The sequence below is a fragment of the Neoroseomonas lacus genome (assembly GCF_014644535.1).
Classification (GTDB): domain Bacteria; phylum Pseudomonadota; class Alphaproteobacteria; order Acetobacterales; family Acetobacteraceae; genus Neoroseomonas; species Neoroseomonas lacus.
In genome coordinates this window covers 18,491-44,589 of record NZ_BMKW01000017.1, presented here as the reverse complement: position 1 = coordinate 44,589, position 26,099 = coordinate 18,491, and the positions used below count along the sequence as shown (strand labels likewise).

The following is a 26,099-nucleotide window of genomic DNA, read 5'->3' as shown; positions in this document are numbered from 1 at the left end:
CGTGGGCTACGCATTTCATCGCGTTGTGGCAATCTATGGTTGCGATTCATGCTCGAAGCGCGAGCACCGGAGATGTCAGTTCGATGGCCACTGAAGTTTTCAACGTCCTATACGAGCTGGACTCCAACGGCGAGATTATCCGGACCGTCAATTTCGATGTCGGGACTGCATTCGACACGCCCTTGAGCGTGGGTGAGACCTTCACCATCCCGGACTGGAGCGTGACCTTCACCTATGTCGGGACCAATGAGAACGGGGACATCGTCGGCACGCTGGACGGCACGAACTACCTTTTCACCGATACGAGCTACGGCGACGGCGGCGCCTATCCTGAGATCACCGGGACCGATTTCGTCTGCTTCCTCGCCGGCACGTTGATCGCGACCGAGTATGGGGAGGTGCCGGTCGAGACGCTGCGCGCCGGCGACCTGGTGTTGGCCCGGCATGGCGGCCAGGTCTCTTTCAAGCCGCTGGTCTGGGTCGGGCGCATGGAGGCGGGCGCCGCGTCGGGCGCGTCTGGCGCACCGATCATCATCGAGGCCGGCGCGCTGGGCCAGGGCATGCCCGTGCGGGACCTGGGGGTCAGCCCCGAACATGCGCTGCTCGTGGACGGCGTGTTGATCCCAGCCCATCTGCTGGTGAATGGCGAAACGATCCGTCGCGAACCGACCCGCCGCCGGGTGACCTACTATCATCTCGAACTCGAACGCCACGGGCTGCTGCTGTCCGATGGCGCCTGGTCGGAGAGCTATCGCGAGGCCGGCAACCGCCATCTGTTCGACAATGCCGGCGTCACGGTGATGGCGAGTGGCGCCCTGTCGCCGCCCGGGCAAGCGGGCGTCGCGTGCCTGCCGATCCTGCGCGACGGGCCTCGCCTCGCCGGGATCCACAGGCGCCTCGCCGCCTTGTCGCAACGTCGCCAGGCGGCCTGAAGGCGGTCCGGCGCCCCTCGTTCAGGATGGGCGCGCGACCATCGGAGCGGTGCCGGCGGCAATTGCGCGTCATGTGATCCGCGCCAGCCACGCCCGCCGCCGCAGCGCGCGCGCCAGCAGCCGGCCGGTGACATACCAATGCACGCGGAATCCCTCCGCGAGCAACCGCACGGGCTCGACGCGCAACCGATCCTCCGCCGCGACGAGCATCGGCGCCAGGCCGAGCCCGCTGGCCATCAATTGGACGCGGTACAGATGGAAGCGGCTGGTGATCAGCGCCTCGGGTCCCGCGGTGCCATGCAGGGCGCGGTGATTGTGCAGGTTTTCGAGCGTATGGCGCGATTCGGTCTCCAGCATGATGCGCGCGGGGTCGAGGCCATGGGCCAGCAGCCGGTCCCGGCCCACCTCGGCTTCGCTCGGCAGGCCTGGCGCGCCGCGGCCGCCGAGCAGCACGACCCTCGCCTGCGGGAACCGGTGCGCCAGCATGGCCGCCCGCGCCAGCCGTTGTTCGAATGCCGCCGAAGGCGCGCCAGCCTCCAGGCGATGGCCGAGCACCAGGATGCGCCGCGGCGCCGTGTCGGGCAGCACCGGGGCGCGCCAGGCGCGGCGCACGACCGCGGCCGTCGCGACGGCCGGCGCGAGCCCCGCCGTCAGCACCGCCACGGCCATCGCCGCCACCAGCGTGATCGCGCCGTCGCGGCCGATGAAGGATCCCTCGCGTCCGCTCACGCCGCCAACCAGCGGCGGGCCGCGGCCTCGGCGCCCGAGGGAAGAGGCGCGTTCTGGTCCATCACCCAGGCGGCGATGTCGCGTGCCACCGTCTCCCCCTGCGTGTCGCGCAGCAGCATGTGGTAGCCATCCGGGTAGAAGCCGACCCATTGATGCGCCGGGTCGGGCAGTGCGGCGAGCAGCGCGCGGGTCGGCTCCGGCGGCACCAGCCGGTCCTTGCCGCCATACAGGAACAGCGCGCGGGCGTGGAAACGTGGCGCTGCCGCCACCGCCGCATCCATCAGGTCGACCAGCCCGGCCAGCGCATCGACGCGCGTGGTGCGGAGCAGCAGCGGGTCGCGCGACCAGCGATGCCAGGCCGCCACGTTGTTGGTCGGCTGGAAGCCCGGCGCGGAATTGTAGAAGCCCCAGATCGGCACCAGCGTGACCATCACGTCGAGCAGCCCGCTGGCGAACCAGCCGAGGCTCGCCCGCGTCACCACCGCCGGGGCGAGCAGCACATAGCCATCGACCGGCGGCGGGCTGGCCGAGGCGCCGGCGACCAGCAGGACCGCGCCGCCCATGCTTTCGCCCATCATGACCACCGGCACGCCAGGGTGGCGTGCGCGGATCAGCCGGGCGGCCTCGGCGGCGTCGGCGGCGAGGGTCTGGTGCCCGGCCCAGATGCCGCGATCGGGCGTCCCGCCGAAGCCGCGCTGGTCATAGGCATAGAGGCCGACACCCCGGTTGGTGAACCAGCCGGCGGCGTCCTCGGCGAAGGAGCGGGCGTGCTCATTCATGCCATGCAGGCCAATGACGATGGCGCGGGGCGGGCTGGGCGGCAGCCAAGCATAGACCGGCAGGCGCACGCCATCGGCCATGACCAGGGCGTCGGGCGCGAGCATCGGGGTGACGATGGTCGGGCCCATGGGGGTGCGGGCCGGGGCGCAGGCGGACAGGGCGAGGGCAGCCAGCAAGCCGCGACGGAAGAAAGTCGGGGGAGGAACACCTCCCCCGAATCCCCCACCGTCTTTTGCTTTTTGGGAACTGACAGCCGCGGCCGGCGCCAATCGACAGGAAAAGGAGGGGGTTCCGGCCCCGTCGGCGTTGCGAAGCAACGTCGATGGGTGACCCGCTCGGGGGAGTTCTCTCCCCCGACCTTCCTGTTCGCCGCCATCTCCCATGGGTGCCATCACTGCCCGACATGATACCGCCCCCAAGGCTGGTCCACCACGCCTGCCGCGACTATGGTGCCGCCCTTGCGACGAGGTGCCCCATGCGTGACCCCCTGATGACCGGATATGCCCCGAAGCTGGTGGAGGGCGTGACGCCCGAGCAGTTGGTCGAAGTGACGTCCCGCAAGGTTGCCTGTGACGGGGAGGCCGCCGCCGGCCTCGGCCATCCGCGCATCTGGCTGCATATCGAGGATCGCGAGATCACCTGCCCCTATTGCTCCATCACCTACGTCCTTGCCGAGGGCGCAGGCGAGGATCATGGGCACTGACCCAGACAGCGCCCCGGAGGCCGGCCGGCCGCGGGGCGGTGCGATGGCCGAGGCCGTCGCGGGCGCCGAGGCGCTGCCAGAGGTGAAGGCTGGCGAGCGCCACCTGATCCTGGTGGATGGCTCGGGCTACATCTTCCGCGCCTATCACGCGCTGCCGCCGATGACGAACCCGGAAGGCGTGCCGGTGAATGCCGTCTATGGCTTCACCACCATGCTGGCGCAGTTCCTCACCCGGCATGTGGGCAGCCATATCGCCGTGGTGTTCGACGCCGCGCGGCTGAATTTCCGCAACGAGATCTACCCCGACTACAAGGCGCACCGCCCCGACCCACCGGAGGACCTGGTGCCGCAATTCGCGCTGATCCGCGATGCGACGGATGCGCTCGGCGTCGCCAAGGTGCAGCAGGAAGGCTTCGAGGCGGACGATCTGATCGCCGCCTACGCCAAGGCGTACCTCGCCGAGGGGCCGGGGAAGGTGACCATCGTCTCCTCCGACAAGGACCTGATGCAACTGGTCCGGCCCGGCGTGCAACTGCTCGACCCGATGAAGCAGAAGCCGATCCGCGAGGCGGAGGTGCTGGAGAAATTCGGCGTCACGCCGGACAAGGTGGTGGAGGTGCAGGCGCTGGCCGGCGACAGCACCGACAATGTCCCCGGCGTGCCCGGCATCGGCATCAAGACCGCCGCGCAGCTGATCAACGAATATGGCGACCTGGAGACGCTGCTGGCGCGCGCCGGCGAGATCAAGCAGCCGAAACGCCGTGAATCGCTGATCGAGCATGCCGAGAAGGCGCGCATTTCCCGCCGCCTGGTGCTGCTCGACGAGGATGCGCCGCTGCCCTGCCCGATCGCCGATTTCGTGGCGCGGCCGCCCGGCGACCACAAGCTGGAACATTTCCTGCGCGCGATGGGCTTCCGCTCGATCCTCGCCCGCATGGGCAGGCTGGGCGAGGGCAACGATCCGCCACGCCGTGGCGCGCCACCCGTCGCGGTGAAGCATGCGCCGGCACCCGGGCCGGCGGCACCCGACCTTGCCGCCCCCTTCAGCGACTACGAGACCGTCACCACCGAGGAAGCGCTGGCGCGCTGGGTTGCCGAAGCGACGGCGGCCGGGGTGATCGGGCTGGATACCGAGACAGACAGCCTCGATGCGCGGCGGGCCAAGATGGTTGGCTTCTCGCTCGCCACTGCGCCCGGCAAGGCCTGCTACGTGCCGCTGCATCACGGCGACACCGGCGACATGCTGTCCGGCCCCGCGCCGGCGCAGATCGCGCCCGATCGCGCCTTCGCCCTGCTGCGCCCGCTGCTGGAAGACGCCACCGTGCTGAAGGTGTTCCAGAACGCGAAATACGACCTGGAGGTGATGGCGCGGGCGGAGAATGGCGGCTTCACCACCATCGCGCCGATCGACGACACGATGATGCTTTCCTACGCCATGTCGGCCGGCAAGCACGGGCATGGGATGGATGAGCTGTCGGTGCTGCACCTCAACCACGCGCCGATCAAGTTCGATGAGGTGACCGGCACCGGCAAGGCGCGCATTCCCTTCGGCCTGGTGGCGCTCGACAAGGCCACCGCCTACGCCGCCGAGGATGCCGACGTCACGCTGCGCCTGTGGCTGCTGCTGAAGCCGCGGCTTCGCGAGGAAGGCGCCCTCGCGCTGTATGAGCAGGTCGAACGCCGCATGGTCGGCGTACTTCGGCTGATGGAAGGCAACGGCATCAAGGTCGATGGCGCTGAACTCGCCCGCATCGGCGAGGATTTCGCCCAGCGCCTCGTCGTGCTCGAAAAGCAGATCCACGTCCTGGCCGGGCGCGAATTCAATGTCGGTTCGCCCAAGCAACTCGGCGAGATCCTGTTCGACGAGATGAAGCTGTCGGGCGGGCGCAAGGGCAAGACCGGCGCCTATTCCACCGATGCCGCGATCCTTGAGGATCTGTCGGCCAAGGGGGTGGAACTGGCAGCGCGGGTGCTCGACTGGCGCCAGCTCGCCAAGCTGAAGTCCACCTATGTCGAGGCGCTGGCGGCGCAGATCGACCCGACGGACCGGCGCGTCCACACGTCCTATGGTATGGCGGGCACCAGCACCGGCCGGCTGTCCTCCAACGACCCGAACCTGCAGAACATCCCGATCCGCTCGGAAGAAGGCATGCGCATCCGCCGCGCCTTCGTCGCCGAACCGGGCCATGTGCTGCTGGCGGCCGACTACAGCCAGATCGAATTGCGGCTGCTCGCCCACCTGGCCGATGTGCCGACGCTGCGCGCCGCCTTCGAACAGGGTGAGGACATCCATTCGCGCACCGCGGCCGAGGTCTTCCACCTGCCCCCGGGCGGCGTGGACAAGGAAGCCCGCCGCCGCGCCAAGATGATCAATTTCGGCATCATCTACGGCATGTCGGCCTTCGGCCTCGCCTCGCGCCTCGGCATCCCGCCCGGCGAGGGCCGCACCATCATCGACGCCTATTTCGCCCAATACCCCGGCATCCGGCAGGAAATGGAACGGCTGAAGGAGGAGGCGCGCACCAACGGCTTCGTCCGCACGCCCTTCGGCCGCAAGCTGTGGATCCCCGACATCGCCACCAAGGACCCGGTGCGCCGCGCCGGGGCCGAGCGCGCCGCCATCAACGCCCCCTTCCAGGGAGGTGCGGCCGAGATCATCAAGCGCGCCATGGTCCGCCTGCCGCGCGCACTGACCGAGGCCGGCCTGTCGGCGCGCATGCTGCTGCAGGTGCATGACGAACTGGTCTTCGAAGTGCCGGATGCCGAGGTGGACGCCACATCCGCCGTGGTGAAGGACATCATGGAATCGGTCGCGACGCTGCGCGTGCCGCTCTCGGTCGAGATCGGCACCGGCCATTCCTGGGCGGAGGCACACTGACCATGGCGGCCGGCTGGACGGCGGGCGAACGCCGCACCCTCGCGCAGATCTGCGCCGCGCATTTCGTCAGCCATGTGCATTACCTGACCATCCCGCCGCTGTTCCCTCTCCTGCGGGACGCGCTCGGTGTCTCCTATGTCGAACTCGGCCTGGCGCTGACCGCGTTCAACGTCGTCTCCGCCTTCACCCAGGCGCCGATGGGCTTCATCGTCGACCGCGCCGGGCCGCGGCGGATGCTGGCCGCAGCGTTGGTCCTTGGCGGGTGCGCCTTCATCCTGCTCGGGCTGACCGGCAGCTATGCTTGGCTGATCACCGCCGCCGCCATGGCGGGGCTGGCCAACAGCGTCTACCACCCGGCGGATTACGCCATCCTCGGCGCCTCGATGGCCGAGGAACGGGTCGGCCGCGCCTTCTCCATCCATACCTTCGCCGGCTTCATGGGTGGCGCCGTCGCGCCGGCCTTCGTGCTCGGCATCGCGGCTTGGCTCGGCATGGGGGCGGCGCTGATCGCGGCCGGCATTCTGGGGCCGATCGCCGCCATCCCGCTGATCTTCGCCCGCGCGCCGGAAGCCATGGCGCGCCCGGCCGGCGCCAAGCCCGCGGCCAGCGGCGGCGGGCGGATCGGCGCGGTGCTGTCGCCCGCCGTGCTGGCGATGACGCTGTTCTTCATCACCCTCGCTTTGTCGAATGGCGGCATCCAGAATTTCTCGGTCGCCGCCTGGGTCGATGGGCAAGGCCTGTCGCTGACCATGGCCAATGCGGCGCTGACCACCTTCCTGTTCGCCAGCGCCGGCGGCGTGCTCGCCGGGGGTGTGGTCGCCGACCGCACGCGCAACCATGGCTTGGTCGCGGCCTTCGGCTTCGGGTCGGCGGCGGCGCTGATGCTGCTGGTGGGCAGCGCCACGCTGCCCGGCGTCGCGCTGGTGCCGGCCATGGCTGCGGCCGGCTTCCTCTCTGGCATGATCATGCCCTCGCGCGACATGCTGGTGCGCGCGGCCGCCCCGCCGGGCCAGGCGGGGGCGGTGTTCGGCATCGTCTCGACCGGCTTCAACATCGGCGGCATGGCCGGGCCGCCGCTCTATGGCTGGCTGCTCGATGCCGGCCAACCCATGTTGGTATTTTATGCCGCGGCATGCTTCATGCTGCTCACCGCGGTGATGGCACTGGCGCAGGAATGGCGCTTGCGACGGCGGCGCCGGGCGGCTGTGTCAGCCTCGGCGGCCTAGAGCAGATCCCGATCGGAAGGAATCATCTGATCGGGTAAAGATGCTCGTGAAAACAATGGATTGGAGAGGGTTCCGTGAGCCAGGGCGAACGGAAGCTGCTGTAGTCGCGGTCTTCAACTGTCCTTGACACACGAATGTGTTATAGGGCGCAACGCTGGACGGTGCGCGCGCCGATACGCGGTGTAGTCGCCTGGGTGGTCAGGGAACAGGTCGCTTGGTGACTCGGCCCATCACAACGCGTTTGATGGACAGGCCCTTGCGGCCCGGCATCATCCTCGCTGCTGCGGTCATCCTGCCGGCGCTGCTGTTCGCCATCTTGCTCCGGCACGAAAACGGGCACCAACGGGACACCCTGCAAAACGAAGGCGCCGTCGCAACCTTGCTCGCCCGCGAGCAGACGTTGCGCATCGTCGAGACCGGCATCCTGTCTCTCGACCGCGTCATGGCGGCTGTTGCGGGCCTCAACTGGTCGCAGATCCAGGCGCGCCGCACGGCGCTGCAGGCCGATTTGCGCCATATTGAGGAAGGCCGAGCGGATACCCTGGCCATCCTGGCTCTGGTCCGGCCGGATGGCCGCATCGCTGCCGCCGGCGGGCCAGACCAAGCCCCGAACGCCCAGGCGGGCAATCTTGAAGTGTTGCGGGCGGCGCGCGAGGGCAGCGCCGCCGTGACCTTCGAAGCTGCGCCGGAGGAATTGGCGGCACAGGGCGCCGGGCTGCTGATCGGTCGTGGCCGCGCGCCGGAGGGGCGACCCTTCGATGGCGCCGTGCTCGCCGTGCTGCGGGCCGAAGCCTTCTTCACGGCCTGGGCGCAGGCGACGAGCCAGTCCGGCGCCCGCTTCGCCCTGGTGCGGGACGATGGCACCATCGTGCTCCGCCAGAACGCTGCGCCCGGCATGCCGGCGAGCCTCGGCCCGAATGATACGCTGCGCCGCGCGATCGCGTTGAACGTGGCTGGCCGCAGGCGAGGCCCGAACCGTCCGCAAGCCCCGCTGGCCGCCGACCCCTTTGGCGACGCCGCTGCCCAGTTCGTCTTCTGGCGGCCGCTCGGCTCGCTGCCGCTGAACATCGTGTACACCGTGCCGGCCGACACGATGCAGCGCTTCGCCTCGGTCAGCACCGCGCTGATCGCCCTGTCCTGCTTCCTTACCGGGCTGTTCCTGGCGCTGTTCGCCTTCATGATGCGGCGGCGGATGCAGCGCGAACGCGAGACCTTTCAGCGGCTCGAAGACAATGCCTCGGATCTGCGCGCCGAGATCGCCCGGCGCGAAGCCGCCGAGGTCGGGCTGCGCAACGCGCAGCGCATGGAGGGGCTGGGGCGGCTGACCGGCGGCGTCGCGCATGATTTCAACAACCTGCTCACCGCCATCCTCGGCACCGCGCGGGCGCTTGAGCGCCATCTCGGGCCGCGCGCGGATGAACGGACGAAGCGCCTTCTCGGGGCCGCGGTGGCGGCGGTGGATCGCGGAGCGCGGCTCAATGCCAGCCTGCTCGCCTTCGCGCGGCGCCAACCGCTGGTCCTTGCCACGGTGAATGCCAATGTCCTGGTCGAGGAATTTAAGCCCCTGCTGCGTCGCGCGCTCGACGAATCGATCAACCTCGAAATCGCGCTCGACCAGAAGCTGCCACCATGCCGCGCTGATGCCGCGCAGCTCGAAGCGGCCCTGCTCAACCTGGTGATCAATGCGCGCGACGCGATGCCGCGCGGTGGCACCATTCGCGTCGTCTCGCGCCGGGCCTGGCTGCAGGAACAGGCGCTGGCCGGCAATGCCGAGGCGCAACCCGGCCCCTATGTGGCGATCGAGGTGCGCGACAGCGGCGAAGGCATGCCGCCCGAGGTGCGCGAACGCGCCTTCGAACCCTTCTTCACCACGAAGGAGAATGGGCGCGGCACCGGCCTCGGCCTGTCGCAGGTTTTCGGCTTCATGCGCCAGATCGGCGGGCATGTCGCGATCCAGTCCGCCCAGCGGCGCGGCACCACGGTCACGCTCTACCTGCCGTTGGGTTCGGAGACCGAGGCCAGGGTCCACCGCGCCGTTGCGGCACCCGGCGCCGCGATGATGTCGGGTGCCGGCGTGTCGGTGCTGGTGGTGGAGGATGAACCCGCGGTGCGCGGCGTGGCCGTCGAGATGCTGACCGATGCCGGCTTCTCCGTCCTTGCCGCGCCGGACGGGCCGACGGCGCTGCAACTGCTGCGCGAGGGCGTGCCGGCCGACATCATCTTCTCGGATGTGGTGATGCCCGGCGGCATGAGCGGCGTGGATCTGGCGCGAGAGGCGCGCAAGCTGCGCCCCGGCGCGGCCATCCTGCTGGCCTCGGGTTATGCGGCCGAGGCGTTGGCCAAGCATGGCGGCGAGGGCGAGTTCGACCTGATTCCCAAGCCCTATGACATGGATGCCGTGTTGAGCCGGTTCGCCGCGTTGGTGCGGCGGCGCGCGCCGGCGGCAGCGGTCGCCGCGCAGGACAACCGGCCGGCTGTCGTCGCCGCGCGGCGGTAAGGCAGATACCGGCGGGTTGACGGCGCCCGCCCCATCAGGACACCGGGCGACCTTCAGCCAGCGCGGCGCACCGGATGCCGCCCGATGATGGCGGCCAGCTCCGCCATTCAGCCTGGTGCGGCGTCATCGAGCGCATGGGCCAGCAGGTGTTCCCGTCGGCAGACCCGCAGCGCGGCCTCATGCGTCGCTTCCAGCAGCACTGGCGGGGGGAAGCCGGCGCGACGCGCTTCCTCCCATCGCTCGGCGCACAGGCACCACCGGTCACCGGGCCGCAACCCGGCGAAGCCGTATTGGGGCATCGGCGTCGACAGGTCGTTCCCGGCCGCTTGGCTGAAGGCCAGGAACCCCGCCGTCACCTCGACGCACACCACATGCAGCCCGACATCGGCCGGGCCGGTGTTGCAGCAGCCGTCGCGGAAGAAACCGGTCAGCGGCGCCACCGAACAGGGCAACAAATTCCCGCCCAGCACGTTGCGTGCCTGTGGCCGGGGCGGCAGGTCGCGCAAGGGGCCTTCGTCGAGCGGCATCAGAAGTCGCTGACCCGGCCCTTGCGTTCCCAATCGCCGAAACGGGTCGGTTCGGGGCCGGCAGGCCCGCCGATCTCCTTCGGCAGCTTGGCCGCCGCGGGCTTCGCCGCGGAGTCGGGGGCCGGCGTGGCAGTGGGCGGGGCGGCAGGGTCAGGGGGCGACTCGGTCATGATCAGGATGATGTAATGTGTCCCGGCCTATGGCGCAGCAGTTAAGGATGGGGCGATGGGTGGATATGTGAAGACCGCGGTGCTGCTGGCAGCGCTGACGGCGCTGTTCGGGACGGTCGGCTTCGCCATCGCGGGGCAGCAGGGGATGATCCTGGCCTTGCTCTTCGCGGGGGGGATGAACCTGTTTGCCTGGTGGAACAGCGACCGGGTGGTGCTGCGCATGCAGAATGCCCAGCCGATCAGCCCCCAGGACGCGCCGCGTCTCTACGAGATGACCGCCCAGCTGGCGCAGCGGGCCGGGCTGCCGATGCCGGCGCTGTACCTGATCCATGAGGACCAGCCCAACGCCTTCGCCACCGGGCGCAACCCGGCCAATGCCGCCGTCGCGGTCAATACCGGGCTGCTCAACCTGATGCGCGAGGAGGAAGTGGCCGGCGTGATCGCGCACGAGCTGGCCCACATCAAGAACCGCGACACGCTGATCATGACGGTGACGGCGACGGTGGCCGGCGCGATCTCGATGCTGGCGAATATCGGCTTCCTGTTCGGCGGCGCGCAGCGCGAGCGCAATGGCAGCCCGTTCGGGCCGATCGGGATGATCCTGATGCTGATCCTCGCCCCGCTGGCGGCGGCGGTGGTGCAGATGGCGATCAGCCGGTCGCGCGAATACGAAGCCGACCGGGTCGGGGCGGAGATCACCGGCAATCCGCTGGCCCTGGCTTCCGGGCTGCAACGGCTGGAGGGCTACGCGCACCAGATCCAGAACTACGGGGCGGAGGCGAACCCGGCGGCCGCGCATATGTTCATCATCAACCCGTTGTCTGGGGCGCGTATGGACAATCTGTTCTCGACGCATCCGAGCACGGCGAACCGTGTCGCGGCGCTGCAGGCGCTGGCGGCACGGATGGGCCAGGGCGGCGGCTGGGCGACACCGGCCACCACCGGCGGCGGCCCCTGGTCGACGGGCCGCCGCAATCCGTGGGGGTGACGGCGCGGCGCTACAGCTCGACGCCGGTCAGCACGGTTCGTCCCTCAAGCTTCGCAAAACCGGTCACCTCGGTCAGGATGGCGTGCCAGGCGGGATCGCCCGTCAGGGTGTCCATGGCCCGTCCATAGGTCGCCCAGTCGGGATAGCGCGCCACCACCAGCCACTGGCCGGCCCAGGGGCCGGTATGGAAGCGGCTCACGCGGAACATCTCCGCGCCCGCCTTCTCCTGCATCGCCTTGGCTTTGCGCGCGACGGCGACCATCGAGTCCCGCGTCCCGCCACTGAAGCGAGTGAACTGCGTCACGGTCATTGGCACGTCCTCCTGTGCGGTGGTGTCCGGGCATCCCCCGGCGGTCGGGTCGTTCTCCGCTGTCGCATCCCCTGTGGCTGGTGCGTGGGCGACAGGCGCGCCCGGCGCGCATCACATGCCGCAGCCGGCCATGGCCATGGCTACCTCGATGTCGTCCTCTGCCAGCGGCAGTGCGACGCGAAGCCAGAGGCCCAGCGCCGTCGCCAGCCACGCCACCACCCAGGACGTGACGGCGGGATTTGCCGCCAGGGCCAGGACCGTCGCCTCGATCTCCGCCGCATATGCGTATGCCATCGCGTGGGCTCCGATGCTGTTCATCGCCTGTCCGCGAAGCCTGTGGCGCCGGCAGCCTCGTCCACCCCGTCAGGTCCGGCAGTCCGGCGGGAACCTCCGCAACAGCCCGATCGCCGCGTCCGGCAGAACGCCCTTGGGGCCTGATCGCCGGAGCGAGGTCGATGCCATGGACTGCCTTCCCCGCCGCTGGAGTCGATGGGGAAATCCGTCGGCGAGCAAAGCGCGCAGCAAGCGCCGCCCAGCCCGCCATCGGCGGCGGACGGCAGCCATAATCGGCACCCGATCGCGCACGCGGCGCAATCAGAATCGTAACGATTGCGTGACGTTTCCTGCGAAAAAGCGTGGCGGTCGCGAAGGGCCGCTTCCCCTGGTGGCTGCCTCCCGGCTGCGCCGTCCGAGGTGTTCGTCGCGCATGGCGCGGGCGGGCGCGCTGCTGACATCGAAGCGTGGTGCTGCGGCTATGACGACGGCAGGCGATCCGTATCAGGGCATCAATGATGCTTCCAGATCACCTCGTCGGGGCCGGGGACCGTCGGGTCCACCCGCAGCATCTCCCCGTTCGTCACGCTCTTGCCCGTGAAGGCGAGGATGAATCCCCAATGCGACACCACCAGCGTATGCGCCCAGTCATCCAGCGCGGCCATTTCCGCCCGGAACAGCCCGGCGCGGCCTTCTACCTGATCGGCCGGTTCTTCCTGGGGCGGCCACCAGATTTCCTCGAGATGGGTGAAGTCCACCTCGGGGAAATGCAGTGCGAGTGCCGTGCGCGGGCTGCCGATGTCGCAGGTGAAGGCATAGCGTTCGCGTACCACCGGGGTGATGGTCAGCGGCAGGCCCAGCCGCCGCGCCACCGGCAGCGCGGTCTGGATGGCGCGACGATAGGGCGAGACGACGATGCGGCGAATATCCTCGCCCGCCAGCGCAACCGCAGCGCTCGCCGCCTGTTGATGCCCCAGTGGCGTCAGCAGCGGATCCACGATGCCGGGATCCTTCCGCGTTTGGGTAAAGAGGAGGTTGAACTCGCTCTGTCCGTGGCGGAGGAGGATCATCCGGCGTTTTCCTGCATGGTCACCAAATGGCGTAGCCGCACGCCAAGCCGCGGGCAACCGCAACTCGTGTATGTTGCGGCAGCGACCTGCCAGCCCTAAGTGAATGAGCCTGAGGAGAGTGACATGAGTGGCGGCCTGCCGATCGACCTGATCCTGTTCGCAATGGTTGCGGCCTTCCTGGTGCTGCGCCTGCGCAGCGTGCTCGGTCGGCGCACCGGCTTCGAACGCCCGCCAGCCGAGGCGACACCCGATGTCGCCCGGTCCCTGCCGGCACGGGAGGCGGAACTGGCGCCAACCGTCCAGCCCGGGCCCGGCGCCCGGTCCCTGCCGGACCCGCAATCGCCCGTCGGACAGGCGCTGCTGCGCATTCGCGGCGCCGACCCGAGCTTCGACCCCGGCGTGTTCCTCAACGGCGCGGAAGGCGCCTTCCGCATGGTCGTGCAGGCCTTCGCCGCCGGCGACCGCCAGACGCTGCGCGACCTGCTCTCGGAGGAATCCTTCGCGGGGTTCGACCAGGCGATCAGCGCGCGGGAAACCGCCGGGGAGACGCAGCGCACCGAATTGCGCGCGATCAACGAGATGGCGATCGAGGCCGCCGAGCTGCGTGGCACCATCGCCGACATCACCGTGCGCATCGTCTCGGATCAGGTGAACCTGATTACCGCGCAGGACGGCTCGATCAGCGCCGGCGCCGAGGCTGTGACGGAAATCACGGACCTCTGGACCTTCCAGCGCGATACTCGGGCATCCGATCCTACCTGGAAACTGGTGGGAACCCGGTCCGCCTAGCCCAGGACCGGGGCGTCCGCGACGCTCCAATAGCCCCCGGAGATGTCGCGGCGCCGGCAGGGCAGGAGTATACATCCGCCCATGGTTGGAATGCGCCACAAGCGCCGCGCCACAAGCGCCGCGGCGATTCAGCTTTTGCTGCTTCTGCTGTCGAGCGGAACGGCGGGCGCGCAGCGCGCTGATTCCACCCCCAACACCGCCCCCGCCGAACAGCCGGCCAGCGTGCCGGCAGAACCGACGGCACCCACCCTTCGCCCCGTTGCCTTCACCAATCTTCCGGGCTGGGACGCGGATGGCCATGCCGAGATCCTGCCGGCACTGATGGCGTCCTGCGCCGGCCTGCGGCCGATGCGGCCGGAAGCTTCGCTCGGCGGCCAGGGTGAGGCGGCGCTGCGGGCCGGCACGGCGTCGGCCTGGCAGGCGGTCTGTCCCGAATTGCGCGCGCTGCAGCGCAGCCTGCCGCGGCCGCCACGCCTGGTGGGGGGTGCCACACCCGGCCGGGCCTTCCAACGCCGCATGGATGCCTGGCGGGTGGCGCGCAATGCCGCCGTGCGTGCCTTCATCGAAGACAATTTCGAACCCTTCGCCGCCGGCACCGGCGTGATGACCGGCTACTACGAGCCGATCCTGCGCGGTTCGACCGAGCCGAACGAGGATTTCCGCACCCCGCTGCTGACCCGCCCGCCCGAACTGGTCGAACTGCCGGTGGCCGACAATCCGCTGCGTCGCCGCTACGGCATGATGGTGGAAGGCCGCCTGCAACCCTTCTACGACCGCGCCGCGATCGACACCGGAGCGCTGGCCGGGCGCGGGCTGGAACTGGTGTGGGTGGATGACCCGGCGGATGCCTTCTTCCTGCACATCCAGGGATCCGGCCGGGTCATTTTGCCGAATGGGGAGCTGCTGCGCGTCGGCTATGCCGGGCAGAACGGGCGGTCCTATGTGCCGATCGGCCGGGTGCTGATCGAACGCGGCGAACTGACGCGCGACCAGATGTCGATGCAGGCGATCCGCGGCTGGCTGGCCTCGGCGGGGCGCGACCACGCCACCGAATTGATGCGCGGCAACCCGTCCTATGTGTTCTTCCGCCGGGTGGATAACCTGACGCCCGATGAAGGGCCGATCGGCGCACTCGGCGTGCCGCTGACGCCGCAGCGCTCCGTCGCGGTGGACCGCAGCTTCATCCCGCTCGGCACGCCGATGTTCGTCACAGTGCGCGACCCGATGGCCCGTCGCGATGCCCCCGCCGCCGGCCGGCTGGTGGTGGCGCAGGATACCGGCGGGGCGATCCGCGGCTTCGCGCGCACCGATTTCTTCTGGGGCTGGGGCAACGACGCCGCCGAGCGCGCCGGCCGCATGCGGCAGGATGCCGAGGTCTTCATCCTGCTACCCCGCACCATCGAGGTCGCCGCCGCGCCAGCCGGGCAGTGACGCGCGCCTGATGGACAGGCCTCCGGGCCGGGGGCAAGGATGGCCGGCAGGAGGAACCGCCGTGCCGCCATTGCCCACCACGATCGCCGACGAAGCCGCGCTCGAGGAGATGCTCTCCCGCCCCGACCCGGCGCTGGTGGCGGACCTCGCCAGCGTGCCGGGAGACATGCTGGTGCTCGGCGCCGCCGGCAAGATGGGCCCGACGCTGTGCCGCCAGGCGAAGCGCGCCGACCCGTCGCGCCGCATCATCGCCGTGGCGCGCTGGTCCGAACCGGGGCTGCGGGCGCGGATGGAATCCTGGGGCGTCGAATGCCTCGCCGCCGACCTAATGGACCGCGCCGCGCTCGCCGCCCTGCCGGATGCGCCGAATGTGGTGTTCATGGCGGCGATGAAGTTCGGCGCCACCGGCAACGAACCGCTGACCTGGGCGATGAATGTGCTGCTGCCGTCGATGGTGGCGGAACGCTACGCGTCATCGCGCATCGTTTTTTTCTCGACCGGCAATGTGCAGCGGCTGGTGCCGGTGATCTCCGGCGGCGCGACCGAGGATATGCCGCTGGCGCCGATCGGCGATTACGCGGCCTCCTGCCTGGGCCGCGAGCGCGTGTTCCAGCACGCGGCGGCAACGCGCGGCACGTCGTGCTTCGGCATCCGGCTGAACTACGCGATCGACCTGCGCTACGGCGTGCTGCACGACGTCGCCACCAAGGTGCTCGATGGCAAGCCGGTGCCGATGGCGATGGGCCATGCGAACGTCATTTGGCAGGGCGACGCCAATGCCTGGACACTGCGCGCGCTCGCCCGTGCCGATGCCTCCTGCCCGATCCTGAACGTCACGGGGCCGGAGACCGTGTCGATCCGCTGGGTCGCCCAGCAATTCGGCGCGCGCTTCGGCAAGCCGCCGCTGCTGGACGGGCATGAGGCGCCGGATGCGCTGTTGTCCAATGCCGGGCGCGCCTTCGCGACCTTCGGCTACCCGACGGTGCCGCTGGAGCGCATGCTCGACTGGGTGGCGGATTGGTTGGCGCGCGGAGGGCGTTCGCTCGGCAAGGCCACCAAATTCGAAGTGCGGGACGGCCGGTTCTGATGGAAGGGCGGGCGCCGCGTCCGCTCTCGGCACGCGCGGCGGCGACGCGCCAGCGCATCCTGGATGCCGCGCTGGCGGAATTCGCGCAGAACGGGCTGGCCGGGGCGCGGGTGGACGAGATCGCCGCGCGCTCCGGCGCGAACAAGCGCATGCTCTATGCGCATTTCGGGTCGAAGGAAGAACTCTGGCTGACCGTGCTGGAGCGCGCCTATGCCGCCAAGCGCGCCGAAGAACGCGCGCTGGAGGTCGAGCACCTGGCGCCGCCCGAGGCCATGGCCCGGCTGGTGCGCTTCAACCTGCGCTACACCGCCGCTCACCCGGAATTCGTCGCCCTGCTGAACCAGGAGAACATCCATCGCGCTGCCTATCTGCAACGGAGTGCCGAGGTCCCGGCGCTGTATTCGCCGTTGGTGGACAGCCTGCGCACCGTGTTGAAGCGCGGCGAGGAAAGCGGCGCCTTCCGCCACGGCGTGGATCCGATGCAACTCTACGTCACCATGCTCGGCCTGGGGCATTTCTGGGTGGCGAACCGGCACACGCTGTCGACGATCTTCGGGCAGGATCTCGGCACGGAAGCCGCACTCGAGACGCGGGAACAGCATGTGGTCGAGGTGCTGCTGGGGTATCTGCGGCCGTAGGTGCGCGCAGACGCGACCGCCCAGCGCCCCTCGCAAGCGAGACCGCCCGTCCCACCATAGCGGTCCGCTCGACAATGAGGGATCCAAGGCCCTCAAGCCCTTGGCGGGAGGGGTTCGGGGAGGGCAGGGTCCGCCCCGATGCGCCCATTACTCCAGTCGTTCCCGCATCAGGCTGGCATAGACATCGCCGCTATTCGCCGCATGCGGCAGGCCGTCAATCCAGCGACCCATCGCCTCCGCATCGACCGGCGCGTCATGCGCGAAACTCATGCTCTCCCCCAGGCACGCATTGAAGGCGCGATAGCCGAGCGCCGACAGCAACCCCAGGCATTCCGCCGCGATATCGCGCTGGATGGTGGTGAATTCGAAGGACAGCGCGCGCGGTGGCCGCGTCAGGCCGCGCAGCACCTCGGCCTCGAAACCCTCCACGTCTATCTTCACGAAGGCCGGCAGCCCGTATTGCAGCGCCAGCGCGTCCAGCGTCGTGACCGGGCGCGTGATCTCGGCATCCCAGCGCTGGCCTTCCCAGCCTTCCGCGCCATCGGCCGCGGCGATGAAGGCCGTGCTGGCGGTGGCGACGGTCGGGTTGGCGGTATTGAGCCGCAACGTCGCCTCGCCCGGCGCGGCGCCTAGCAGCGCCGGCACCAGCGTCACGCCGGGGTCGCCGCGAAACATCAGCCGCAAGGCGCGGGCCAAGCGCGGCTGCGGTTCCACCGCCACCACCCGTGCGCCGAGGCGCCGAAAGGACGCGGTGCGGTCGCCGACATGGGTGCCGATGTCGAAGGCGAGGTCGCCGGGCGAGAGGAAGCGCGCGTGGAAGGCGTCGAGCAGCGCGGCGCGGCCCGGGGCGTAGTAGGTGCGCAGGGAGGCGCCGATGGCCTTGGCGAAGGGGGTCATGGAAAAGAAAGGTCGGGGGAGGAACACCTCCCCCGAATCCCCCTCCGCTTTCTATCGGTTGGGAACAGGCAGCGGCGGTCGTCGCCAAACAGATAGAAGAAGGAGGGGGATCGGGGGAGTTCTCTCCCCCGACCTGCCTTGTCTCGCCTCACGCAAACACCACCGCCGCCCCGGCCGCATATTCCGGCGGCACCATCACCCCGGCCGGCGCCTCGACGGTTGGGATATCGGCAAGCAAGCGGCGCGCCGCCGTGCCGGCGTCCGCCGTGCGGATCACCATTCCCGCCATGAAGGGTGAGGCCGGCGCGATGACCCCCGGCAGCACCGAGGCGAGCGCCGTCTCGGTCAGGATGCGGATGCGGGTTTCCATCACCGGGGCGAAGGGTCCGGCCGCCGCCGCCGCGCCCGGCAGCCGCAGCAGGTAGCCGCCGGCGGGGTCGGGTTCGACCGGCAGGCCCGACAGGCGGGAGATGCGCGTGGCGGTATCGGCCGGGGTGGTGGTGGAGAGGATCACCTCCTCCAGCGCCTCGGCCTTGTTGGCGTGGTCCATCCATTTGGGGTTCCACACCAGCTCGGGTGTCAGGTGGCGGATGAGCTGGACGCGGCCCTCGGGCGGGTCGGGGAAGGGCAGGCGGGCGAATTTGGCGATCGGCCCGCCGGCCTCGACCGGGCGTTCCAGCCAGGCGATGCCGGGAATGTCGATGCCGGCGGCGCGCATGCGGGCGAGGTTCGCTTCCTCATCCGTGATGGCCAGCGCCAGGATGTGCATGCCGGGATAGCGGGCGAGGAAGGCATTCAGCGTGTTGTCGTACAGCGCCGGATCGAGGATCGCGATCAGCTCGATATAGCCATGCTTGAGAAAGGCGCAGCGATTGCCCGACCCCCACGGCTCCACCGGCAGATCCGGCCGGCGCTTGCCGGATTGCTGCGCGATCGGCGACAGCGCGAAACCGAGCCGTTCATAGGCGGCCGTCAGCGGGCCGAGGTCGCGCGCGGCGACGCCGACATGGTCGAGGGCGACGGCGGTGTTCATGCGGGCGGGTTCTCGTGCTTGTCGATCAGCCAGGCGGCGGGTTCGGCGGCGGCCTCGGCGTACCAGCGCTCCATCAGCGGATGGGCGCGCACCGCGGCCACATAGGTACGCGAGGTGGCGGTCAGTTCCGGCTGCCATGTCAGGAAGCGAGTGACCACCGGCGCGTACATCACATCCGCCGCGCCGAAGCTGGCGCCGAACAGGAAGGGGCCGCCATGGGCGGTGAGCGCCTCGGCCCAGAGCGCCTCGATGCGGGCGATGTCGGCGAGCGCCTCGGGGGTGCGGCCCTGGCCGGGGAAGGTCCGGCCGATATTCATAGGCATCGCCATCCGCAGGCCGCGGAATCCGGCATGCATCTCGGACGCAATGGCGCGGGCATGGGCGCGGGTGGCGCGGTCGGCGGGCCACAAATCGGGCGCGATCTCGGCACAGTATTCGACGATGGCGAGGCTTTCCCAGACTCGCGCGCCGTCATGCTCCAGATAGGGCACGGTGCCGGAGGGCGTCGCCTGCTTCACCGCCGGGGTGGCGCCGCCGGCGAGCGGGATCACCACCTCCTCGACCGCCAGGCCGGCCAGATGCACGGCGAGCCAGCCGCGCAGCGACCACGACGAATACCGTTTGGTGCCGATGACGAGCCGTCCCTGGGCCATGTGCGCGCCCTCCTCCCGGCGCCGGCCGACCATGCCATGGGGGTGGGCAGTCGGCTACCGCGCCAGGCGGCTCAGGCCGAGCGTCGGATAGACCAGCATGGTCAATACCCCGCCGCCGATCAGGCTGGCGGCCTGCCAGGGAGGCATCACGCCGCCCTGCACCGCGATGGCGGCGATGGCGACCACCAGCGGCAATTGCGTGCCGGCATGTAGCGCCAGCGCCTGGCGGGCCGGCGCGTCGAGGTCCTCGCGCGCCAGCAGCAGCACCGGCAGGCCGCGCACCACCAGCATCAGCAAGGCGAAGACCGGCACCATGGCCAGGGCGCGCATGTCGGTGAACAGCGACATGACATCCAGCCGCACGCCGGAGGCGATGAAGAAGATCGGGATCAGGAAGCCGTAGCCGAGGCCATCCAGCCGTGTCAGCAGTGCCTCATGCTGGTGGTGCGGCAGGGCGGCGCGCACCACCGCCCCGGCGACGAAGGCGCCGAGCACCAGGTCGATGCGCAGTTCCTCCGACAGCGCGATCAGCAGCACCATCAGCAGCAGCACCAGCCGCAGCGGGAATTGCCCGGAACTGCCCATGCTGCGCGCCACGACCGCCGCGAAATGCCCATGGGTGGTGCGCGCCGCGACCATCACCGCCGCTGCCGCGCCGACCGCGAAACCGATGAGGATCAACGCTTGGCCCACCGCGCCGGTCGCGCCGGCCAGGATGAGGGATAGCGCGATCAGCGGCGCCGCCTCGCCGATCGCCCCGGTGGCGAGGATGATCGGCCCATAGGGTGGCCCGAGCCGCCCGGCATCGCGCAGGATCGGCAGCAGCGCGCCGACCGCCGTGGTGGTCAGCGCCAGAGCAGTGAACATCGGCGCTTCGATGACCCCGGCCGCCGCCAGGGCAAAGCCGGCCCCGGCCGCCAGCACTGCCGAGAGCGCCCAGCCGCGCCAAGCCAGCCGCAGCGGGCGGCCCTTCAGCACGTCGGGATCCACCTCGAACCCCGCCAGCAGGAACAGCACGCACAGGCCCAGGGTGGACAGCGTCACGACGATCGGGCCGGGATGCACCAGGTTCAGCACCTGCGGCCCGATCACCACGCCTGCGGCGATCTCCAGCACCACGCCCGGGATGCCGAGGCGCGGCAACACGGCCGGCACGCCGGCGGCCGCCGTCATCGCGGCGAAGACGGCCACCACGCTCACCAGATCGACATTGGCCATGCGCGCCGTCGTGCCCCACCCGTCCGCCGGGCCCATCGGGCAATGTTTTCGGGTGCCCGGCAAGACCCGCCGCTTGCCCCCGGGCGCCGCAAGGTGTTGTTTGCCCGCCTGCCGAGCCGCCGGAGCCCCTGATGAACGAGATCAACGTGCCGCGTCCGAATTCGTTGGACGCCTACTGGATGCCGTTTTCCGACAACAAGTACTTCAAGGGCGACACCTCGCGCATGCTCGCCCGCGCCGAGGGCATGTCCTACTACACGCCCGAGGGGAAGGAGATCCTCGACGGCACGGCGGGCCTTTGGTGCTGCAATGCCGGCCATGGCCGCGTCGAGATCAAGGAAGCGATCCAGAAGCAGGCCGCGATTCTCGACTACGCGCCGACCTTCCAGCTCGGCCACCCGATCGCCTTCGAGGCCGCCGCGCGCATCGCCGAGATGACGCCCGAGGGCATGGACCGCGTCTTCTTCACCAATTCGGGGTCCGAGAGCGCCGACACCGCGCTGAAGATCGCGCTGGCCTATCACCGCGCCCGCGGCGAGGCCGGCCGGGTGCGCATGATCGGGCGCGAGCGCGGCTATCATGGCGTCGGTTTCGGCGGCATGTCCGTGGGCGGCATCGGCGGCAACCGCAAGCAGTTCGGCGCGCTGCTGCCCTATGTGGACCATCTGCCTTCCACCCATCTGCCGGCGCAGAACGCCTTCAGCCGCGGCCTGCCGCAGCACGGCGCGGAACTGGCCGATGTGCTGGAAAACCTGGTCGCGCTGCATGGCGCGGAGACCATCGCGGCGGTGATGGTGGAACCGGTCGCCGGGTCCACCGGGGTGCTGGTGCCGCCGGTCGGCTACCTCAAGCGCCTGCGCGAGATCTGCGACAAACACGGCATCCTGCTGATCTTCGACGAGGTCATCACCGGCTTCGGCCGCCTGGGCACCAATTTCGGCGCCGAGCGGCTGGAGGTGGTGCCGGACATCATAACCATGGCCAAGGGCCTGACCAACGCCGCCGTGCCGATGGGCGCCGTCGCGGTGAAGAACAGCGTCTATGACGCGGTGGTGCAGGGCGTCGCAGGGGGCATCGAGTTCTTCCACGGCTACACCTATTCCGGCCATCCGCTGGCCGCCGCCGCCGCCATCGCGACGATGCAGCTGCACCAGGCCGAGGACTTGCCCGGCCGGGCGCGGGCCATCGAGCCGTATTGGCAGGACGCCATGCATTCGATGCGCGACGCGCCGAACGTCGTCGACATCCGAGACTTCGGCCTGATCGGCGGCATCGAACTCGCCCCGCGCGCCGGCAAGCCGGGTTCGCGCGCGATGGACGTGTTCCGCCGCTGCTTCGACGCCGGCGTGCTGGTGCGGGTGACGGCGGATATCGTCGCGCTCTCCCCGCCGCTGATCGTCGAGAAGCCGCATATCGACCGCATCGTCGGTACGCTGACCGACGCGATCCGCGCCGAAGCCGCCTGAGGCCGCCACATGTCGGAGTCGGAGGCGCCCCGCAAGCTGCGCGTGTTGCTGGTTGACCCCCTGGCCAGTTCGCGCGTGGTGACGCTGACCATGCTGGAGGAGGCGGGCCATGAGGTGTTGCCGGTCACCAACTGGGAGACCGCCGAGGACCTGCTGCTGCGCGAGGAGATCGAGGCCGTCGTCATGGCCTTCGCCGGCGACGGCTTCGACGGCCAGGATTCGGCGCAGCGGCTGCGCGACCGGCTGCCGCCGCAGGCCGACCTGCCGCTGGTCGGCACCTCAGGCGGCATGCGCCGTGGCGAGGAGGACGACGCGATGGAGGCGGGATTCGACGTCCTGCTGATCCGTCCCTTCTCGCCGGAAGAACTGGTGGCCGCGCTGGCCCAGGCAACGCGCCAGCGCACCCCGCCACCGGTGCTCGACGCCGAAACCCGCGCCGCCCTGCGCAAGGACCACGGCCCGGCGGCGCTGGAAGCCCTCGAGGACGAGGCGTTGGCCGTCCCTGGCACGCTGTTGGTGGCGCTGTTCCGCGATGGCGGCGAGGCCGAGGCCTATGCCAGCGCCGGGGCGGCGGTCGCGGCCGCGATGGACGGCATCGGTGCCATCGCCGCCGCCGCCGCGGCGCGCCGCATGGCCGAGAGTCCCGAGGAAGGGCGGCGTTTCCTGTTCCCCCTCCTGTCCGCCATCGTCGCCGCCCGGGTCGCCCTGCGCCGCGACCGGGTGGATGCCGCCGCCGCGGACCCCATATGGGCGGCAAGCGATACAGTATCCGGAGAGTCCCCATGAGCGACACCACCGCCCGTGAACCCGTGCCCGTCACCGTGCTGACCGGCTACCTGGGTGCCGGCAAGACCACCCTGCTCAACCGCATCCTGACCGAGAACCACGGCAAGAAATTCGCCGTGGTGATCAACGAGTTCGGTGAGCTGGGGGTGGACAACGACCTCGTCGTCGATGCCGACGAGGAAGTCTTCGAGATGAACAACGGCTGCATCTGCTGCACCGTGCGCGGCGACCTGATCCGCATCCTCGGCAGCCTGATGAAGCGGCGCGACCGGTTCGACGGCATCATCCTCGAGACCACCGGCCTCGCTGACCCCGCTCCCGTCGCGCAGACCTTCTTCGTCGATGAGGATGTGAAGCGTGCGACCAAGCTCGATGCCATCGTCACCGTGGTGGATGCCAAGCATCTGCTGGCGCGGCTGGCGGACAGCACCGAGGCGCAGGAACAGATCGCCTTCGCCGACATCATCGTGCTGAACAAGATGGACCTGGTGACGGCCGAGGAGGCCGACATCGTCGAGAAGCGCATCCGCGGCATCAACCCCTATGCCGAGATCCGCCGCGCCACCAAGTCGGATGTGCCGATCGACAGCGTGATCGGCCGCGACGCCTTCAACCTCGCCCGCATCCTCGAGCGCGAGCCGGAATTCCTCTCCGGCGACGACCATCACGAGCATGACAGCGAAGTGAACAGCGTCTCCTTCGAGGTCGACAAGCCGATCGACGCGGAGCGCTTCAATGCCTGGATCACCCAGGTGCTGGCCTCCAAGGGCCAGGACCTGCTGCGCACCAAGGGGATCCTGTACTACGCCGATGACAGTCGCCGCTTCGCCTTCCAGGCGGTGCACATGATCGCCGATGGCGACTTCATCGGCGAGGTGAAGGATGGCGATCCGAAGCGATCCAAGATCGTCTTTATCGGGCGCGACCTGAACCGGCCCTGGTTGCGGCGCGGCTTCGAGGCGTGCCAGGCGGGCGAGGATGAATCGAAGATCCAGGCGGAGATCGCGCGCTGGAGCCCCGCGCCGGTATGAGCCGGACGAACCGGGGGGAGAGAACTCCCCCCGCCCCCCCTCCTTTTTCTATCCGTTGGGAACTGACGGCGGGGGCCAGTGCCAATAGACAGAAAAAGGAGGGGGTTCGGGGGAGTTCACTCCCCCGACCTTGCTACCCATGAGTGACACAGATTTCCTGTTGGAATCCCGTGGCGACGCCCAGGACCTCGGCGCCTGGGTCATCGGCGTCGCCTTCGGCCGCGAGGGCCGCAGCTGCGCCTTCGCTCTGGGCGACGGCACCGTCCGCCTGGCCGAGGGCTGGCAGACCGTCGCCGCCCATGACGGCGCCTGCCTGTCGATCTGCGCCGATGCCAAGGACGGCGTGCTGACCGGCGGCGACGATGGCCGCCTGATGCGCATCGACCCTGACGGCACCGCGAGCGGGGTCGCGACCTATGGCAGCAAATGGGTGGACCAGGTCGCCGCCCACGAGTCCGGCCTGCGCGCGGCCGCCGTTGGCAAGGCGGTGCACATCCTCGACGGCAAGGGCGCGGCGCTGAAGTCGCTCGCGCATCCGTCCACCGTCACCGGCATCGCCTTCGATGCGAAGGGCAAGCGCATCGCCGCGTCGCATTACAACGGCGCCTCGCTGTGGTTCGTTGGCGCGAAGGAAAGCTCCCCGCGCTTGCTGGAATGGAAGGGCAGCCATACCGGCGTGACCATCAGCCCGGACGGCACCCATGTCGTGACCACCATGCAGGAGAATACGCTGCATGGCTGGCGCCTTGCCGATGGCCAGCACATGCGCATGGCCGGTTATCCGTCCAAGACCAAGTCGATGGCCTTCACCGCCAAGGGGCGCTGGCTGGCGACGGCCGGGGCCGATTGCGTCGTGCTCTGGCCCTTCTTCGGCGGCGGGCCGATGGGCAAGGCGCCGACCGAACTCGCCGGCGGCGATGGCGTGATCTGCACCACCGTCGCCTGCCACCCAACCCAGGAAGTGGTCGCCGCCGGCTTCGATGACGGGCTGGTGCTGATTGCCGAGGTCGGTTCCGGCCGCGTCGTGCCGGTGGCCGCGCCGCGCGGTTCGGCGGTCTCGGCGCTGGCCTGGAACGGGGTCGGCTCGCACCTCGCCTTCGGCACCGAGGGCGGCTTCGCCGGCCTCATCGACCTTTCGAAGCGATAGGACGCCGCATGACCCCGATCCTCGAAACCAACCTGCTCACCATCCCGCGCATCGGCCTGGGCACCTGGCAACTGCGCGGGGCGGAGGCGAGCGCGGCGGTCGAGGACGCCATCGGCTTCGGCTATCGCCACATCGACACCGCCGCGATGTATGGCAATGAGGAAGCGGTCGGCGCCGGCATCGCCGCCTCGGGGATCAGGCGGGAGGAGATTTTCCTCACCACTAAGGTGTGGTGGACGGAACTCGCACCGGACGCACTGCGGGCCTCGGCCGAGGCCTCGCTCAAGCGGCTAGGCACCCCCTATGCCGACCTGATCCACATCCATTGGCCGGCCAAGGGGATGGACCTCGCCGCCTCGCTCACCGCGCTGGCGCAGCTGCGCACGGATGGGCTGGCGCGGGCCGTCGGCGTCTGCAATTTCCCGCCCAGCCTGCTGAAGCAGGCGCTGGACCTGCGCATCGCGCCGATCGCCTGCCTGCAGGTCGAATGCCACGTCTATCTGTGGCAGGAAAAGCTCGCCGCACTGTGCCGCGAGCATGACTTGGCGCTGACCGCCTATTCGCCGGTCGCCAAGGCGCAGGTGAATGACGACCCGGTGATGCAGGCTATTGCGAAGAAGCATGGCGCGACGCCGGTGCAGGTGGCGATTGCCTGGCTGATGGCGCAGCCGAAGCTGGTGGCGATCCCGAAATCGGGCCGCGCGCAGGGGCAGAAGGAGAACCTCGCTGCAGCGTCGCTGACGCTCGATGCCGAGGACCTCACGGCCATCGCCGCGCTGCCGAAGGACCGGCGGCTGGTGAATCCGGATTTTGCGCCGGAGTGGGCGGCCTGACGCGGAC

Annotated in this window: 26 protein-coding genes; 15 read left to right on the top strand and 11 right to left on the bottom strand. The window is 69.7% G+C overall.

Annotation, left to right across the window (positions count from 1 at the left end; all coding sequences use genetic code 11):
- Window positions 1–83: 83 nt before the first annotated feature.
- Window positions 84–932, top strand: coding sequence for a Hint domain-containing protein (locus IEY36_RS26555; RefSeq protein ID WP_188972652.1), 849 nt, complete (start codon window positions 84–86; stop codon window positions 930–932).
- Between the two features lie 69 nt (window positions 933–1,001).
- Here IEY36_RS26555 and IEY36_RS26550 read toward each other — a convergent pair whose 3' ends face one another.
- Entirely contained in the window at window positions 1,002–1,661 is a 660-nt protein-coding gene (locus IEY36_RS26550; RefSeq protein WP_188972650.1) for a YdcF family protein, read from the bottom strand.
- Window positions 1,658–2,569, bottom strand: coding sequence for an alpha/beta fold hydrolase (locus tag IEY36_RS26545; RefSeq protein ID WP_188972648.1), 912 nt, complete (start codon window positions 2,567–2,569; stop codon window positions 1,658–1,660). Before IEY36_RS26545 ends, IEY36_RS26550 begins: the two co-directional genes overlap by 4 nt.
- A gap of 347 nt (window positions 2,570–2,916) precedes the next feature.
- Between IEY36_RS26545 and IEY36_RS26540 the strand changes: the two genes are divergently transcribed.
- From IEY36_RS26540 to IEY36_RS26525, 4 genes are all read left to right on the top strand, one after another.
- Window positions 2,917–3,144 (top strand): zinc-finger domain-containing protein, encoded by a 228-nt coding sequence (locus IEY36_RS26540; RefSeq protein ID WP_188972646.1) that lies wholly within the window; start codon window positions 2,917–2,919, stop codon window positions 3,142–3,144.
- 43 nt (window positions 3,145–3,187) lie between these two features.
- Window positions 3,188–6,022 (top strand): DNA polymerase I, encoded by a 2,835-nt coding sequence (gene polA / locus IEY36_RS26535; protein ID WP_188972723.1) that lies wholly within the window; start codon window positions 3,188–3,190, stop codon window positions 6,020–6,022.
- 2 nt (window positions 6,023–6,024) lie between these two features.
- Window positions 6,025–7,248 (top strand): MFS transporter, encoded by a 1,224-nt coding sequence (locus IEY36_RS26530; protein ID WP_188972644.1) that lies wholly within the window; start codon window positions 6,025–6,027, stop codon window positions 7,246–7,248.
- A 244-nt stretch (window positions 7,249–7,492) separates the two neighbouring features.
- Complete coding sequence (locus IEY36_RS26525; RefSeq protein ID WP_188972642.1) at window positions 7,493–9,745, top strand: hybrid sensor histidine kinase/response regulator; 2,253 nt, start codon at window positions 7,493–7,495, stop codon at window positions 9,743–9,745.
- 107 nt (window positions 9,746–9,852) lie between these two features.
- Here the strand turns inward: IEY36_RS26525 and IEY36_RS26520 are convergent, their stop codons facing one another.
- Entirely contained in the window at window positions 9,853–10,272 is a 420-nt protein-coding gene (locus IEY36_RS26520) for a DUF2237 family protein (RefSeq protein ID WP_188972640.1), read from the bottom strand.
- Complete coding sequence (locus IEY36_RS26515) at window positions 10,272–10,442, bottom strand: DUF1674 domain-containing protein (RefSeq protein ID WP_188972638.1); 171 nt, start codon at window positions 10,440–10,442, stop codon at window positions 10,272–10,274. Before IEY36_RS26515 ends, IEY36_RS26520 begins: the two co-directional genes overlap by 1 nt.
- 55 nt (window positions 10,443–10,497) lie before the next feature.
- Between IEY36_RS26515 and htpX the strand changes: the two genes are divergently transcribed.
- A complete protein-coding gene (gene htpX, locus IEY36_RS26510) occupies window positions 10,498–11,430 on the top strand; it encodes a zinc metalloprotease HtpX (RefSeq protein ID WP_188972636.1) in 933 nt (310 codons plus the stop codon).
- A 10-nt stretch (window positions 11,431–11,440) separates the two neighbouring features.
- On the opposite strand, the gene IEY36_RS26505 is transcribed toward htpX, so the two are convergent.
- The 3 genes from IEY36_RS26505 to IEY36_RS26495 form a co-directional block, all read right to left on the bottom strand.
- Window positions 11,441–11,740: a hypothetical protein gene (locus tag IEY36_RS26505; protein WP_188972634.1), complete on the bottom strand. Its 300-nt coding sequence runs from the start codon at window positions 11,738–11,740 to the stop codon at window positions 11,441–11,443.
- 111 nt (window positions 11,741–11,851) lie between these two features.
- Window positions 11,852–12,034 carry a hypothetical protein gene (locus tag IEY36_RS26500; protein WP_188972632.1) on the bottom strand — a complete coding sequence of 61 codons (183 nt, stop codon included), beginning with the start codon at window positions 12,032–12,034 and terminating at the stop codon, window positions 11,852–11,854.
- A 491-nt stretch (window positions 12,035–12,525) separates the two neighbouring features.
- On the bottom strand, window positions 12,526–13,083 hold the full coding sequence (locus tag IEY36_RS26495; RefSeq protein WP_188972630.1) for a histidine phosphatase family protein: 558 nt from the start codon (window positions 13,081–13,083) through the stop codon (window positions 12,526–12,528).
- 123 nt (window positions 13,084–13,206) lie between these two features.
- Here IEY36_RS26495 and IEY36_RS26490 point away from each other — a divergent pair, with 123 nt between their 5' ends.
- The 4 genes from IEY36_RS26490 (at window position 13,207) to IEY36_RS26475 (ending at window position 17,028) form a co-directional block, all read left to right on the top strand.
- Complete coding sequence (locus IEY36_RS26490) at window positions 13,207–13,872, top strand: Tim44/TimA family putative adaptor protein (RefSeq protein ID WP_188972628.1); 666 nt, start codon at window positions 13,207–13,209, stop codon at window positions 13,870–13,872.
- Window positions 13,873–13,953: 81 nt separating this feature from the next.
- Window positions 13,954–15,303: a murein transglycosylase A gene (mltA, locus tag IEY36_RS26485; RefSeq protein ID WP_188972626.1), complete on the top strand. Its 1,350-nt coding sequence runs from the start codon at window positions 13,954–13,956 to the stop codon at window positions 15,301–15,303.
- 61 nt (window positions 15,304–15,364) lie between these two features.
- The gene (locus IEY36_RS26480) at window positions 15,365–16,390 is read left to right on the top strand and encodes an NAD-dependent epimerase/dehydratase family protein (protein WP_229681594.1); all 1,026 of its coding nucleotides are present in this window, start codon (window positions 15,365–15,367) and stop codon (window positions 16,388–16,390) included.
- Window positions 16,390–17,028, top strand: coding sequence for a TetR/AcrR family transcriptional regulator (locus IEY36_RS26475; RefSeq protein ID WP_188972622.1), 639 nt, complete (start codon window positions 16,390–16,392; stop codon window positions 17,026–17,028). Before IEY36_RS26480 ends, IEY36_RS26475 begins: the two co-directional genes overlap by 1 nt.
- 147 nt (window positions 17,029–17,175) lie before the next feature.
- Here the strand turns inward: IEY36_RS26475 and IEY36_RS26470 are convergent, their stop codons facing one another.
- From IEY36_RS26470 to IEY36_RS26455, 4 genes are all read right to left on the bottom strand, one after another.
- Window positions 17,176–17,925: an FkbM family methyltransferase gene (locus IEY36_RS26470; protein WP_188972620.1), complete on the bottom strand. Its 750-nt coding sequence runs from the start codon at window positions 17,923–17,925 to the stop codon at window positions 17,176–17,178.
- A 148-nt stretch (window positions 17,926–18,073) separates the two neighbouring features.
- The gene (locus IEY36_RS26465) at window positions 18,074–18,958 is read right to left on the bottom strand and encodes a VOC family protein (RefSeq protein WP_188972618.1); all 885 of its coding nucleotides are present in this window, start codon (window positions 18,956–18,958) and stop codon (window positions 18,074–18,076) included.
- On the bottom strand, window positions 18,955–19,611 hold the full coding sequence (locus IEY36_RS26460; RefSeq protein WP_188972616.1) for a glutathione S-transferase family protein: 657 nt from the start codon (window positions 19,609–19,611) through the stop codon (window positions 18,955–18,957). The genes IEY36_RS26465 and IEY36_RS26460 overlap by 4 nt, the downstream gene beginning before the upstream one ends.
- A gap of 54 nt (window positions 19,612–19,665) precedes the next feature.
- Window positions 19,666–20,829, bottom strand: coding sequence for a cation:proton antiporter (locus IEY36_RS26455; RefSeq protein WP_188972614.1), 1,164 nt, complete (start codon window positions 20,827–20,829; stop codon window positions 19,666–19,668).
- A gap of 131 nt (window positions 20,830–20,960) precedes the next feature.
- Between IEY36_RS26455 and IEY36_RS26450 the strand changes: the two genes are divergently transcribed.
- The 5 genes from IEY36_RS26450 (at window position 20,961) to IEY36_RS26430 (ending at window position 26,092) form a co-directional block, all read left to right on the top strand.
- The gene (locus IEY36_RS26450; RefSeq protein WP_188972612.1) at window positions 20,961–22,295 is read left to right on the top strand and encodes an aspartate aminotransferase family protein; all 1,335 of its coding nucleotides are present in this window, start codon (window positions 20,961–20,963) and stop codon (window positions 22,293–22,295) included.
- A gap of 9 nt (window positions 22,296–22,304) precedes the next feature.
- On the top strand, window positions 22,305–23,081 hold the full coding sequence (locus IEY36_RS26445) for a response regulator (protein WP_188972610.1): 777 nt from the start codon (window positions 22,305–22,307) through the stop codon (window positions 23,079–23,081).
- Complete coding sequence (locus IEY36_RS26440) at window positions 23,078–24,112, top strand: CobW family GTP-binding protein (protein WP_188972608.1); 1,035 nt, start codon at window positions 23,078–23,080, stop codon at window positions 24,110–24,112. The genes IEY36_RS26445 and IEY36_RS26440 overlap by 4 nt, the downstream gene beginning before the upstream one ends.
- 139 nt (window positions 24,113–24,251) lie before the next feature.
- Entirely contained in the window at window positions 24,252–25,259 is a 1,008-nt protein-coding gene (locus IEY36_RS26435; RefSeq protein WP_188972606.1) for a WD40 repeat domain-containing protein, read from the top strand.
- 8 nt (window positions 25,260–25,267) lie between these two features.
- A complete protein-coding gene (locus IEY36_RS26430) occupies window positions 25,268–26,092 on the top strand; it encodes an aldo/keto reductase (RefSeq protein WP_188972604.1) in 825 nt (274 codons plus the stop codon).
- Window positions 26,093–26,099: the final 7 nt, after the last annotated feature.